General features: G+C 46.5%; 11 protein-coding genes. 8 read left to right on the top strand and 3 right to left on the bottom strand.

Annotated elements, in window-relative coordinates; translation table 11 throughout:
* Positions 1 to 7 precede the first annotated feature (7 nt).
* The 3 genes from M0P91_RS01415 to M0P91_RS01405 all read left to right on the top strand — a co-directional run bounded on the left by M0P91_RS01415 (position 8) and on the right by M0P91_RS01405 (position 2,541).
* The gene (locus M0P91_RS01415) at positions 8 to 598 is read left to right on the top strand and encodes a phosphatase PAP2 family protein (RefSeq protein ID WP_295063445.1); all 591 of its coding nucleotides are present in this window, start codon (positions 8 to 10) and stop codon (positions 596 to 598) included.
* A gap of 91 nt (positions 599 to 689) precedes the next feature.
* On the top strand, positions 690 to 1,382 hold the full coding sequence (locus M0P91_RS01410; RefSeq protein ID WP_295063442.1) for a response regulator transcription factor: 693 nt from the start codon (positions 690 to 692) through the stop codon (positions 1,380 to 1,382).
* Entirely contained in the window at positions 1,369 to 2,541 is a 1,173-nt protein-coding gene (locus M0P91_RS01405; RefSeq protein ID WP_295063440.1) for a HAMP domain-containing sensor histidine kinase, read from the top strand. Before M0P91_RS01410 ends, M0P91_RS01405 begins: the two co-directional genes overlap by 14 nt.
* Before the next feature lie 27 nt (positions 2,542 to 2,568).
* Here M0P91_RS01405 and M0P91_RS01400 read toward each other — a convergent pair whose 3' ends face one another.
* From M0P91_RS01400 to M0P91_RS01390, 3 genes are read right to left on the bottom strand one after another with little or no spacing between them, the layout of a single operon-like run.
* Positions 2,569 to 5,595 carry a CusA/CzcA family heavy metal efflux RND transporter gene (locus tag M0P91_RS01400; RefSeq protein ID WP_295063438.1) on the bottom strand — a complete coding sequence of 1,009 codons (3,027 nt, stop codon included), beginning with the start codon at positions 5,593 to 5,595 and terminating at the stop codon, positions 2,569 to 2,571.
* A 1-nt stretch (position 5,596) separates the two neighbouring features.
* Positions 5,597 to 6,661 (bottom strand): efflux RND transporter periplasmic adaptor subunit, encoded by a 1,065-nt coding sequence (locus M0P91_RS01395; RefSeq protein ID WP_295063435.1) that lies wholly within the window; start codon positions 6,659 to 6,661, stop codon positions 5,597 to 5,599.
* Positions 6,661 to 7,842 carry a TolC family protein gene (locus tag M0P91_RS01390; protein WP_295063432.1) on the bottom strand — a complete coding sequence of 394 codons (1,182 nt, stop codon included), beginning with the start codon at positions 7,840 to 7,842 and terminating at the stop codon, positions 6,661 to 6,663. Before M0P91_RS01390 ends, M0P91_RS01395 begins: the two co-directional genes overlap by 1 nt.
* A 392-nt stretch (positions 7,843 to 8,234) precedes the next feature.
* Between M0P91_RS01390 and M0P91_RS01385 the strand changes: the two genes are divergently transcribed.
* The 5 genes from M0P91_RS01385 to M0P91_RS01365 all read left to right on the top strand — a co-directional run bounded on the left by M0P91_RS01385 (position 8,235) and on the right by M0P91_RS01365 (position 13,296).
* Positions 8,235 to 10,199, top strand: a complete 1,965-nt coding sequence (locus M0P91_RS01385; protein WP_295063429.1) for a diguanylate cyclase — start codon at positions 8,235 to 8,237, stop codon at positions 10,197 to 10,199.
* Positions 10,200 to 10,260: 61 nt separating this feature from the next.
* Complete coding sequence (locus M0P91_RS01380; protein ID WP_295063973.1) at positions 10,261 to 10,551, top strand: Abi family protein; 291 nt, start codon at positions 10,261 to 10,263, stop codon at positions 10,549 to 10,551.
* A gap of 100 nt (positions 10,552 to 10,651) precedes the next feature.
* Positions 10,652 to 11,326: an EF-hand domain-containing protein gene (locus M0P91_RS01375; protein ID WP_295063426.1), complete on the top strand. Its 675-nt coding sequence runs from the start codon at positions 10,652 to 10,654 to the stop codon at positions 11,324 to 11,326.
* 61 nt (positions 11,327 to 11,387) lie between these two features.
* Complete coding sequence (locus M0P91_RS01370; protein WP_295063423.1) at positions 11,388 to 12,056, top strand: response regulator transcription factor; 669 nt, start codon at positions 11,388 to 11,390, stop codon at positions 12,054 to 12,056.
* Positions 12,049 to 13,296 (top strand): ArsS family sensor histidine kinase, encoded by a 1,248-nt coding sequence (locus M0P91_RS01365; protein WP_295063420.1) that lies wholly within the window; start codon positions 12,049 to 12,051, stop codon positions 13,294 to 13,296. Before M0P91_RS01370 ends, M0P91_RS01365 begins: the two co-directional genes overlap by 8 nt.
* Positions 13,297 to 13,593 lie beyond the last annotated feature (297 nt).

Raw genomic sequence — 13,593 nt, 5'->3', positions numbered from 1 at the left:
TTACACTATGAGCATTAAAATAGTAGTCGCACTCTCTTTGGTGATCAGTTCGTTATTCGGAGGATGGGAGAGTATCGATCACAGGGTTGCGAAAGATGAATCCGGGATATGGGCGGCACAGGATAAATTGCCGTTTTATCTGGCTGCTGCGGTCGGTGTCGGAGCACTGATGGAGGGAAATCAAACCCGTATGGGGCGTACTCTGTGGCAAAGTATCGACAGCAGTGTGCTGAGCTATGCGGTGACGATGGCGGGTAAAGAGGTTTTCAGCCGTCAGCGTCCTGCCGATACCGATAATCCGAACCGATGGTTTTCAGGGGGGGAGAGTATGCCCAGCGGCCATACGGCGATTACAACCGCATTGATTACCCCTTTTATTTTAGAATATTCGGAGGAAAATCCGTGGCTCCATTTGCTCTGGGGAGTTCCGCTGTATCAGGCGATAGGGCGTATCAAGGCACAGGAACACTGGCAAAGCGACGTGATCGCCGGATTCGGTGTGGGGGTCGGTTCTGCACTGGCGGCACGGCACTACGGCCCCTGGGTAGTACGGTTGATGCCCGGCGGGGTGTATGCCGGTATCTCTTTGAATTGGTAAAAGAGATTTGAAAAAAAATTAAACAAAAGATAGTGTATCCGGCGTTAAGATAAATGGTTTATAATTGAATCTAAAATTAAAAAGGCGGTAAATGCCAAAAAATAAAGCTTCATACGCAGTACGGATTTTGCTCCTTGAAGATGATCCGACCCTCTCGGATATCATTGATGAATTCTTGAGCGAACAAGGGTGCGAAGTGACGTGTGTGTATGACGGAGAGGCAGCCTTGGACGCGGGATACGAAAAATCGTTTGATCTTTTTTTATTCGATGTTAAAGTTCCTTACACCAATGGATTTGATGTCCTTCGAACCCTTAGAGAAGACAATAAGCAGGCTCCCGCCATTTTTATGACATCACTGGGAAGTATCGAAGACCTCTCTGCCGCGTATGATGCCGGTTGTGACGATTACCTCAAAAAACCGTTCGAGCTTAAAGAGCTGGAACTGCGGATCAAAGCACTTATTAAGCGCTCACCCGGACTCAATCTGTATGAACCGATCGTGATCACAGAGGATCTTTTGTTTGATTTCAAGCAAGGTCGTCTCATCCATGAGGGGATTGAGATACCGCTCGCCCGCAAAGAGGCAAAAATTCTCAAAATGCTGCTGTCCCATCCCAACGAAATCATCAGTACCCAAATCCTTATCGAATCGGCATGGGATTTTCATGAAGAGGCTACCGAAGAGAGCCTCCGCACTCACATCAAGAATTTACGCAAACACCTCGGCAAAGAGACGATTCTAAATATTCGGGGACAAGGGTACTCCATTGCACGGACCTGAACGCAAATCCCTGATCCGCTTTGTCTCTTTATTTGTCGTTCTCAATACGATATTTCTTTTAATCATCTCAACGATGTATTACTACTACCAAAAAAACATTTTTTTGGAAGCGCGCCATAACTCCATGATGTATTACTCCGGGAATCTGCTGCATCATATCTATTCAAGCAAAAATCTGACCGAACTTAAATCCCATCTGAGCAAAGATCCCCGATTTGATATCGGGTTCCTGACCAAGAACCACGAGATACTCTATACCTCTGCTCCGAATCTTGTGATCCCCCTCGGGACCGATTTCTTCGAGTATCAAAATCACTTTTTTTATATCGATACGGTTGAATTAGAACATTTAAAAGAAATTCACTATATTGTGATTCGGGCCAGAACCATCGAGACTGAATTGGAGCAGACCCGTAAGAGTATTTATCTCTTTCTCCTTTTTTCCATTGTATTTTTATCGATTGTGATTTATGCCCTCTCCAAACTTTTTTTGCATCCTTTGCGGGATACGATTGCGAAGCTGGACCGTTTTATCCGCGATACGACCCATGAACTCAACACCCCTCTTTCCGTCATAACCATGAGCATTGAACAGCTGAATAAAGAGCATCTGGATGCCAAACAGCTGAAGCAGATTAATCGTATCCATGTGGCTTCACGAACCATCTCCAACCTCTACAATGATCTTACTTTTCTGATGATGTACGAGCAAAATCAAAATCATAATATAGCGATCGATATGCCGCTTTTGGTCGAAGAGCGGCTTGAATATTTTCGTCCCCTCGCGGATGCTAAGAGAATTACCGTTCATGCCCATCTTGAGCCGAGCACCCTTATAATGGATCGCGATAAAATGATCCGGATTATCGACAATCTCCTCTCCAATGCAATCAAATACAATAAACCCTCCGGAGCGATAGATATTTCTCTTACGGCCAAATTTCTGCGGATCAGCGACACCGGTATCGGCATATCGGGTGATAAACTCGATGAAATTTTCAATCGCTATACCCGTTTTGACGAGGCCAACGGCGGATTCGGAATCGGCTTGAATCTGATTCAGATGATATGTCAGGAATACCGTTTTGCCATAGCGGTAGATTCCGAGATTGCCAAAGGGACTGCATTTACGATTACGTGGGAATCCGCTTCACGCTAACCTTATCTTATCTCGTACAAAGACGGGCTAGTATTGCTTATGTTTGACAAACCGCAAAAGAGGCGGCATGAGCAATAGCAAGATGAAGGTTCCGATGAGCATCCCCCCTACGACAACGATGGCAAGAGGTTTTTGAACCTGGCTTCCGACTCCGGTAGAGAGCATGGCCGGAAGCAGTCCGATCGATGCGGTGAGCCCGGTCATTAGGATGGCTCTGAATTTATCCGAAGCGGTTTGTGCGATGGCTTCATCGGTATCCATTCCATCCCGGTACAGCTGCATGTAGTGAATGACGAGGATGGAGGCATTGAGAATGCTGACCCCCAAAATCGAGATAAAACCGACCGATGCCGATACGCTTAACGACTGTCCCAAAAGGAGCAAGAAAGAGAGCCCTCCGAATACCGAAAACAGGGCTGCACTTAGAATGATGACGGTATTTTTTATCGATCCAAAATAGATGAATAAGACCAATGTGATTAAAAACATTGCCGAAGGGGTCATGATTTTCAGCCGTCCGAAGGCGCTTTGCATCTGCTCAAAGCGTCCTGAAAGATTCGTCAGATACCCTTCGGGCATCTTGACCGTATCGATAGCGGCTTGAACCTGGGCTACGGTTCCGGCCAAATCATTCGAAGCGACCGAAAATTTAATCGGGATAAACCGTTTGAAGTTTTCGCGATAGACGAAGGATGCTCCGGTATCGTAATAGATTTTGGTAATTTTAGAGAGGGGGATGATGCCGCCGTTATCCAAAATGATCGGGATCTCTTTGATGTTTTCGATACTCTTTCGATAGGTATCGGGAAAACGGACGACCAGATCAAAACGCTTATCCTGCTCGATAATTTTGGTGATCGCGCGGCCGTCGAGGGAGGAGGATACAATGTCCATCAAATCCTCGACATTCACCCCGTACAGTGCCGCTTGTTCCCGGTCTGCTTCGACAATCAGGCTCGGCTGTCCGGTCTCTTTGAAAATGCCGACGTCGGTTACACCGTCAATTTTTTTGATTTTAGACTCGATCTCTTTGGCGAGCCGGTCGAGTACATACAGATCATCTCCGAAAATTTTGACGGAGTTTTCCCCTTTGACCCCCGACATCGCTTCGGCCAGATTGTCTTCGATGTATTGGGAGACGCTCACATCGGCATTGGGGAATGCGGCGCGGAGAGCATGGCGCACTTCATTTTCGAGCTCTTCTTTGGTGATGCTGCGGTGCCACTCGGAATAGCCTTTGAGCTTTACGAAATATTCGCTGTTAAACGGTCCTGTCGGATCGGTCCCGTCTTCGGGGCGTCCGGCTTGAAATTCGATGGTCTGTACTTCCGGGTATTGTGCCAGAATATCACGGATTTTTTTCGAGTTTTCATAGCTTTTGTTGAGACTGATGGAGTAGGGGAAAATGGCACGGATGTAGAGATTTCCCTCGTCCATTTTCGGTAAAAACTCCGCCCCCAGAATGGTTGTGATAAAGAGGGTTAAAACGATAATCACTCCGGTTGCTATCAATGCCATCTTGCTGGTGATACGAGAGATGGTGAGCATGTATTGTGCTTTTACCCAATCCAAAAACGGCAGTACTTTTTCGTGCGAGTGGAGCAAAAAAGTGTATTTGCTCGCCAGCAGAAAGCTGAAAGTGAGGATAAACGCAAAAGTGATGGCGTATACATAGGTTTTAGCCATTGGGAGGAAAATTTGCGATTCAGCCCCTTTCATGGCGAAGAGGGGGATGAAGGCGAGAAAAATAATAAGAATGGAAAACATAATCGGCTTGCCCACTTCACTTGCCGTCTCCTGGATAGCCTGAATGTGCTGACGCCCCTGGTGTTTGAGGCGGAAATAGTTTTCGATAACGATCAGAGGGATATCGACGATGATCCCAAAGTCGATGGCTCCCAGAGAGAGGAGATTGGCCGATTCATGCTGATTGGCCATCAGGGCAAGGGTATAGAGGAGCGACATCGGGATGATGGCGGCAACAATCACTGCCGCCCGCAGATCTCCCAAAAAGAGGAGAATAATGACAAACACCAAAATCATCCCGATGGAGGCGGTCTCTTTGAGTTTGTCGACAACGGTGTGAAGGAGGTCTTGGCGGTCGTAAAACGGGACGACTTTGATGTCTTTGGGAAGGATGCCGTTATTGAGCTCATCGATTTTTGTGTGGAGTTCTTCCATCGCGGAGACGCTCGGGGCATTTTTGCGTAATACAACAACCCCCATAACGATGTCATTGGCCTGATTTAGCCCTGCAATCCCCGTTCGCGGCATGGTAGAGATGGAGGCATCCGCAAGATTTTTGACATAAATCGGACGGCCGTTTTTCGTAGCGACAATGGTATTTTCAATATCGCTGATTGATTTGATCAGACCGACCCCGCGAATCGTATAGTATTGGTCCCCAAATTCCAGTACGCGCCCCCCGACGTTGACGTTGCTTTTGGAGAGGGAAGCGATGACGTCGCTGAGAGGGATTTTGTATTTGATAAGATCCTCAGGGTGGACGACAACCGAGTACGCTTTGATCGTCCCGCCGTAGCTTCCGATATCGGCGATGTTCGGGACCGTTTTAAGATAGCGTGAGATCACCCAGTCTTGGTAGGTGCGCAGTTCGCTCATGCTGCGATTGCCCACCACGCGATAGCGCATGATTTCGCCGATTGCATTGGGGATGATCTGAGGCGTCACTTCGGCGGGGATATCCGCCTGAGCGAGACGGTTTAACACTTCTTGGCGGGCATCTTTGTAGGCGACATCGTAGGAGAATTTGCATTTGATATCGGAGAGGCCATAAAGTGAGACGCTATTGATGTTTTCAAGCCCCGGCATACCGGCGAGGGCAATCTCCATAGGGGTGGTAATCTGTTTCTCGATCTCCTCGGCAGAGTGTCCTTCATCGGTCGTTACGATTTCGAGGATCGGAGGTGCCGGATCAGGAAAAGCTTCGATATTGAGATCGCGTACGACGACGATGCTGACGACAACCGTAATGGCCGTAAATAACAATACCGCAAGAAAGTTATCGATAAAAAAATTGGCAAGTCGTCGCATATTATTGTTTCTCCAGCGTGATCGCTTCAAGTGCGATTTGGCTGTTTTGCGGAAGCCCTTTTACCAGTGAAAAATTATCCTGCGGATCGTCACTGATCAGTGTGACGTTGAGAGGGGAGAATTGATCCCCCTTTTTGATAAAGACGATGAATTTCCCTTCTTTGAACAAGAGTGATTTTTTAGGGATGCGGAAGACCTCTTTCTGCTCAGCTCCCGTCGAGATATTGGCGAACATATTGATGCGCAGATCAGGCGAATCGACTGAGGGCTTGATGTAAACCTGGGTTGTTTTATTTTCCGGATCCAGAACATCGCTCACATAGGTCACCGTCCCTTTGATCGGTCCGACTTCACGATTCTCAATTGTTATATCGACTTCTTTGCCTACAAAAAAGGCCGAAATATCTTTTTCATACACCGCTGCCACCACCATTTTTTTATGAGGATTGGCTATTTTGATGAGGGGCTGGGCCGCATCGTTAGCTACTTTTTCTCCCAAATGGGTTCCGATTTCATACACGACACCATTGATAGGAGCGCGTAATGTCAGCGTTTGCCCTGACGACGCTCCGAAGTAGTTCAGCTTTTGGGAAAAACCATTGAGAAGCGCTTCGGCTTGCTGCAGATTGCTCTGGGACGCGGCAAGATCATTGGCGGTTACGGCACCGAGTTTGAAAAGCTCTTTATTCATATCGTGCAGGTGCTTTGCCTGTGCAAGATTGGCTTTGGCGGAGAGACGGTCATTTTGGACATCGCTGACCTCTGAGGAACGGATCGTGACCAGAGGAGCATTTTGGGAGATTTTATCTCCGATCGAAACGTGCAGTTTATCGACCGTACCGGTAACCGGGGCGCTGATGGATACGATCCCGTCCGGGGAGGGCTGAATGGACGCTGTTGTGGAGATTAAAGCACTGAAAGTACCGTATTGGGGGGCAACGGTGGCAATGGCAGGCTGAGATGAAGCAGCTATTTCCTGGACTGCAGGTATTTTTTGTTCTTGGTTACAGCCGGTGAGCAAAACAAAAGCAACGGCATAGGATAAGATCAAGAGAGGAAAACGCATTAATGTCCTTTTGGATCGATAAGAGATGAGCCGGAGTTGAGCTTTAGACGGACGGCGGCACTATGCAGATCAATAGCTGCATGGGTTAGATTTTTTTGATAGTCGCGGTAGCTTTTTTGGGCATCGAGGAGTTCGAGTATCGAAATTCCTTTGAGGGCAAAAATTTTCTCCTGCTTCTCTTTGAGTTCTTTGGCGGCAATAAACCCTTTCTCCATAATCCGATACAGCGTCTCTCGAGATTTTGCAGTCTCATAGCTTTGGATGACATCGGTTCTGGCCATATGAAGGGTTTTGTTATATAGATTTACGGCTTGAAGGGTACCGATACGGCTTCTTTCGATATCCCCTTCGTTTCGGTCGTATACCGGAAGGGGAACTGAGAAGTTTACCCCTGCAAGCGGTTGATAATCAGGACCGAAACTGGCATATTCGGCACCAACGGTTATATTGGGGAGAGCATTGGCTTTTTCAAGTTTCAGTGCAGCTTCAGCGACCGCAAGGTTCTCTTTGGCCGCTTTGCAGTCGGGACGTTCGGCAATGTTGGCCAGGAATTCATCCAAAGGGGCAATGGCAGCAATGGGACTGACGGGTTCTGTTACGCTTATATCGGATGAAGGGAGAGCCAGTAATAAAGCCAGATTTTCTCGCTCTTGGCCTAAGGTGCGTCGGTTATTTTCAATTTCTCGGATATAGTCGATTTGCTGAAGGGAGATTTTTTGATACTCCATTTGGGAGAGGAATCCGCTATCGAGTTTTACTTTGGCAATCACCATAACACGCGCGTAGGCTCTGGCATTTTCCTCGGCATTGGCGAGGTCGGACTGAGAACTTAAAACGGCATAATAGGTATCGATCAAGCTGCTTAGAGACTCTCTGAGTGTCTCATCATAGATAAAATCGTTAAACGTGATCGAGTGTACAGCCAGATCAATCCGCCGGTCCCGCTTGCCGCCTGTCTCAATCGGATGGGCCAATATAATCGTCGCTTGCGCATTCGATCCGGTAGAGGTGTCGCTAAAATGGTTTTTGATGTTCATGAATTCGTAGGAGCCATTCAAAACCGGGTTAGGACGCTCTTTAGCGGTGATCAGGTTGGCATAGGATTTCTGGGCTTCCTGCCGTGCAATCAGCAGATCATAATTGTGTTGAGTAAATTGGGCAACCGCCGCATCAAAGTTCATGGCTGATCCAAATAGCGGAGAAGCCAAGAGAAGCAGCAGTGTGCTATAGTAAGAAATACGCAAATAAGCCCTTTGATTATGTATAAGTTAAGCGCGAAGTATAGGAAAGGAGTGTGAAGTTAGTGTGAAGTGGTGGGACATTACAAATGGTTGGATTACAAGGATGGGAAGGTGTAGCGTATCCAGACATCTGTCGGGATCACGGGGAGTGACGTATTGACAACTCCGCTGGATATTTATACCGTCTCAAATATAGAGCTTTATCAGGCTAAAAACAGTCAGAAAAACCGTATATTCCTAGGATAGCCGCTTATCATTAATCCATTCCTCATTACGGATAAAGTAAAATACAGCTAAGAGTTGTTTTTTTGGGTATCGCTATATCTTTTAAAATGATTGATCTAAGAACCGGTGCATTTATGAATCAATCCATACGAATCGTTCTTCTTTGCGTGTTACTCCTCTCTTCCGTATCTGCAAGCCCCCCCATGCAAAAAATACGACTTAAGCTTAAATGGTTCAGCTCTTTTCAGTTCGCGGGTTATTATATGGCATTGGAAAAAGGGTTTTACAAAGAGGCCGGGCTGGATGTCACCATCATGGAACGCGATCCCCAAAAAAACAACATAGTGCAGGTGGTTGAGGGAGAAGCCGAATACGGTGTAGCCGATTCGGCATTGCTCCTCTATCGTGCAGAGGGGAAACCGGTTCGGATTATGGCCTCCATTTTTCAGCACAGCCCGCTTATCTTTATCGCCCATAAAGATTCGGGTATTGTAAGCCCGTATGAGCTGAAGGGGAAAAAGGTTTCGTATCAAAAAGGGATTGATGACGCCCCTTTGCTTGCGATGCTTGATCAAGCCAATCTGGGAGCGACGGATTATACCTATTCGCCTCTCGATTTTACGGGGAGGGCATTTATGAACCGTGAAGTTGATGTGATGAGTGCCTATTCCAGCGATCAGCCTTTTTTAATGAGAGAAAAAAATATCCCCATTACGATTATCAATCCGCTCAACTACGGCATCGATTTTTACGGAGACAACCTCTTTTCGACCGAAAAAGAGCTTTCGGAACATCCGGAGCGTGCACAACAATTTTTGGAAGCCTCTATCCGGGGCTGGCACTATGCGCTGGCCAATAAAGAGGAGACCATTGCCCTTCTTCGCAGCAAATACAATGCCCAAAGCTCCGTGGAACATTTGCGCTATGAAGCGCAAATCAGTGAAGATATGATGCTGCCGTCGATGGTGGATGTCGGATATACCAATCCGCAACGCTTTTATCGCATCGCCGAAATTTACAGAGCCATGAATAAAGCCAACAAGGGCGATTTGGACCGGGCACTGGACGGACTGATCTGGAACCCTTACGAGAAGCATCAAATCGACGTGCGCTATTTTTACCTATCGTTGGGGTTGCTGGGATTGATCTTCCTGATCGCCGTGATCCTCGTCGCCATCAGCCGCAAATTAAGAAGCATGGTCATTAAGCGTACCCGTGATTTGGAAGAACAGCAAATGATGACCGATAAATACGTCATCATTTCAGCGACCGATCTACAGGGGACGATGACCTATGTGAGTAAAGCGTTTTGCGAAATATCGGGCTATTCGCACGACGAGCTGATCGGGAAAACCCATACGGTTGTTCACCATCCCGATACCCCCTCCTCGGTGTATAAAGAGCTTTGGCAACATCTTCATACCAATCGAAGCTGGTCCGGCGAAATTAAAAATATCGATAAAAACGGAAACGTATACTGGGTCCTTACCTATATCGAACCCATCGTGAATGAGAGCGGAATAACAACAGGGTATCGAGGCATCCAACAAAACATTACCGATAAAAAATACGCGGAAGAGCTCTCCGTTACGGACCAATTGACTCAGCTGTACAACCGGAGCTACCTCGATAAAACGTTACACCGGGAGGTAACGCGTTTTCAACGGTACGGGACACCTTTGAGCATTATCATGATTGATCTTGACTATTTTAAAGAGGTGAATGACGTGTACGGACATCTCTCCGGGGATGCAGTCCTTGTTGAAATTGCGCGAATTTTGAAAACCAATATCCGTGTAACCGATATCCTAGGGCGCTGGGGCGGTGAAGAGTTTATGATTATTTGCGTACAAAATAGCGGTGACGAAGCGGTCCGGCTCGCCGAAAAATTGCGTTTGACGATTGCATTGCACCCATTTTCGGACGTGGGAACAAAAACAGCCAGTTTTGGCGTAACGTCCATCGAGGAGAACGACAATGAACTCTCTTTGGTTCAACGGGTGGACACTGCTTTGTACCGGGCAAAAAAATTAGGCCGTAATAGGGTTGTTGAGAGTAAAACGATTCAATGAATTGGCGGATGTTGAACTACGAAAATTGTTTTCAAAGCTATTGAAGTCTATTCGTACATAAATCGCCTATCATCACGGACCGGCTTACGGCGCTTTCGGGTATCTTAATCCGACTAATTTCAAAACGACATCCGAATTTTACGAAAATGTAATGTTCGCTATCAGAGAGGAAACAGGGCGTTCGAGCGAAACGTTTATCTCCCATTTCAGGGACAAATACGGCACTACCGATCTCCCGATCTGGGCGATGGTCGAAGTGGTCTCGATGAGCACCCTCTCTAAAATCTATGCGATACTCAAAACCACAGAATTTAACTCCACGTTTGACAGCTGTTATTCCCCAAAGATTTGACATTATTAAATAAAATACTGTTACCCAATAGTTACCCATTCAATTTTATGCTTACAGTCGAGTAAGAAATTTTCTTGCTACACCTGATAAGGAGTTTACCATGACAGTTAGTTCTAACTACAGTGCGTATTCGTCTAATAGTACCTCCGGTGTCTCATCTGCTTCACAAAAAGGAAAACCCGATTTTGAAAAGATGGCTCAGGAACTACTGAATTCGCTGGATACGGATAAAAGCGGTTCAATCGATAAAGCCGAATTTAGTGCGGCAGCGCAAGCACTCGCCTCCAGTTCAAGCAGTAGCACTACTGACAGTTCATCTGCAAATGATATTTTTTCTACTCTCGATACCGACAGCAGCGGCAGTATGAGTACTGAAGAGTTTGTAACGGCACTTAAAAACATGAAGCCGCCTGAACACGCTCAGGGGGAGCGTGAAGGGGGAATGCCACCTCCACCGCCGGGCGGAATGCCACCTCCACCCCCCCCGAGTGAATCATCCTCCTCGGAGAGTGAAAGCGCGACTGAGATTTTCTCCGCACTGGATACCAATCAAGACGGAACGATCAGTTCTGAGGAGTTTATGGCACTGTTTGAAGAGAAATCTTCCGAGAGTACAACCGCTTCTACAGAAACGACCGCAACCGCCTCGACAGAGACAGAAACCGATGACGCATTTAAAACGATGCGCAACGATATGCTTCAAAAAATTCTCTCTTATTATGGCAGTAATGCCTCTTCCAGCAACTCCACCTCCCTCTTAAGCATCAGTGCTTAAGCAAACATGCCCTTTTGGGCGTGTTACTTTTTATTTACTTACTCCCCGATATAATCGATTTATGATACAGGTTTTAATGATCGAAGATGATGTTGAACTGGCGCAGCTGTTGCAATCACGCCTCTATAAAGATGAGATTGAGGTGACCATCGCCCCCACTCCGCTGGAGGGGCTCACCCTTTTCCAAACGAAGCAGTTTGATCTTTTGGTACTTGATCTCTCACTCCCTCAGATGGACGGGATGGAGATTTGCCGCCTGATCCGCCAAGAGAGTGCCATCCCTATAATCATCTCCTCCGCACGCTCCGATATACGGGATAAAATGATGGGATACTCGCGCGGTGCGGATGATTATCTCCCCAAACCTTACGATCCGCAAGAGCTTATATTTCGGATCGATGCCATTATGCGGCGTCTTCACCCCACACTCCCTCAAAAGTTTACCCCTTTCGAAGTGGATGAAAACAGACACGAGATTAGCCGCCACGGCACACTCTTGCGCCTGACACAAGCGGAGTACGATATCGTTTTATATATGATTAAAAAAGATCGCTACGCTATTTCACGCGAAGAGCTGCTGATGAATATCGGCTCGATTAAATTTGAGAGCAGTCTCAAAAGTATCGATGTCATTATGGGACGTATCCGACAAAAAATCGGTGATGATCCAAAAAATCCCCATTACATCGTCTCGGTACGGGGTGTAGGATATAAATTTGTCAATGAATAATCACTCCATTATACTGTTAATTACCCTCTTCTTTCTCCTCATTTTTGCCTTGATAAACGGGTTGTTTTGGATGGCAGAGCAACATTTCTCCAAAGAGCAGGAGGGGGATCGGATGAGACGTTTTGCTTTGGCGGAGCGGCTTATCCATCATAGAAGCGGAAATTTTGATGCGGAACTACGTCAGTTAATGATCACCCCCTCTTCACTCTCACCCGATTTCCTCCGATCTCACGGAAAGAATATGGCAGAATTTCCTTTCGGTCAAATGCTCCGCTATAACGGTAAAGTCTATTTTGTGAAATACCTGCCGCCGAGATTTCCTTTTCCCCCTCCTCCGCCGATGTTCGATCACGTTTTACCGCCTTCTATGGGTGATTTTTCTCCTATCGTCTTAGAAGACTTAAAAAAAGAATCGTCGATCAGTGTCTGGAGCGTTATGATCACTATTGATATTCTTGTTTTGCTCTTTTTCGCTTTCATACTCAAAAAACTCACCCCCCTGCACCGTCTCAAAAATGCTATTATCAATTTTAAAGAGGGGGATACCCATCTGGATGTGCCGATAGAGGGGAAAGACGAAATATCTCAAATCACCCATGAGTTCAACCATGCATTAGAAAAAATTGCGTCGATGAAAGAGGCGCGCTCCCTTTTTCTACGCAATATTTTACATGAACTTAAAACACCGATTATGAAAGGTTCCCTCACTAGCGACTGTCTTGAGCCCTCAAAGGATCAGGAGAGACTCAAGAGGATATTTAATCGTATGGATTATCTGCTGGGTGAGTTTTCGAAAATGGAGCGCTTTAGCAGCGGAGAGATCAACATCAACGCCCGAGAGTACCGCTTCGTCGATATCCTCGATCATACCTGCGATATTTTAATGTGCGACAAAAAAAATATTACGATCAAAGGGGAAGAATCCGCCCTCATTATCAACGTCGATTTTGAACTGTTTGCGATTGCATTGAAAAATCTTCTCGATAACGCCCTTAAATATTCCAACACTAAACCGACTTTGATTATATTGTCCAAAGCTATCGAAATATGCAGTGTCGGAGAACCTCTAAGTGAAGAAAACCGTCACTTTAGCAAACCGTTTAATCGCACCTATGAGAGTTCTATGACAGGGCTTGGGTTGGGTCTGTATATCACCGATTCCATCCTTCAAAAGCATGGGTACGCACTCGAATATCACTACGCGTCGGGAGTTAACTGTTTTAGGATAGTGTTAAACTAACGCCAGAATGATGTAGACGTATCGCCGTATAAATGGGATCGGTATGACGGGATCTTTGAGCAATGGAACTTTATTGCTGAATGGATGATAGTAAGGTAGTTTTGTTAATTGGGGATGGTATTAGATGCCAAAACGGAGAGAATCGTACGCTAAGGGCTAAAGATGACTAACTGATGTTACGCACCTTGTCTCAACAAGTGCGAAAAGGTTAGTAATCTCCCGTATCCGAAAGATACGGGTAGCTTCAGGGGGGTGCAGGGGACAAATTGTCCCTGCCACTTTACGGGCTTTGCCCGG

Origin of the sequence: Sulfuricurvum sp. (genome assembly GCF_023229695.1) — a bacterium.
In the GTDB taxonomy this organism is placed as follows: Bacteria; Campylobacterota; Campylobacteria; order Campylobacterales; family Sulfurimonadaceae; genus Sulfuricurvum.
This window is presented reverse-complemented; position numbering and strand designations above follow the sequence as displayed.

Coding starts and splice junctions, on each gene's coding strand:
- M0P91_RS01365 (WP_295063420.1), top strand. CDS start 12,049: ATGAATAATCACTCCATTATACTGTTAATTACCCTCTTCTTTCTCCTC.
- M0P91_RS01375 (WP_295063426.1), top strand. CDS start 10,652: ATGACAGTTAGTTCTAACTACAGTGCGTATTCGTCTAATAGTACCTCC.
- M0P91_RS01395 (WP_295063435.1), bottom strand. CDS start 6,661: ATGCGTTTTCCTCTCTTGATCTTATCCTATGCCGTTGCTTTTGTTTTG.
- M0P91_RS01415 (WP_295063445.1), top strand. CDS start 8: ATGAGCATTAAAATAGTAGTCGCACTCTCTTTGGTGATCAGTTCGTTA.
- M0P91_RS01390 (WP_295063432.1), bottom strand. CDS start 7,842: ATGAACTTTGATGCGGCGGTTGCCCAATTTACTCAACACAATTATGAT.
- M0P91_RS01410 (WP_295063442.1), top strand. CDS start 690: ATGCCAAAAAATAAAGCTTCATACGCAGTACGGATTTTGCTCCTTGAA.
- M0P91_RS01400 (WP_295063438.1), bottom strand. CDS start 5,595: ATGCGACGACTTGCCAATTTTTTTATCGATAACTTTCTTGCGGTATTG.
- M0P91_RS01370 (WP_295063423.1), top strand. CDS start 11,388: ATGATACAGGTTTTAATGATCGAAGATGATGTTGAACTGGCGCAGCTG.
- M0P91_RS01385 (WP_295063429.1), top strand. CDS start 8,235: ATGATTGATCTAAGAACCGGTGCATTTATGAATCAATCCATACGAATC.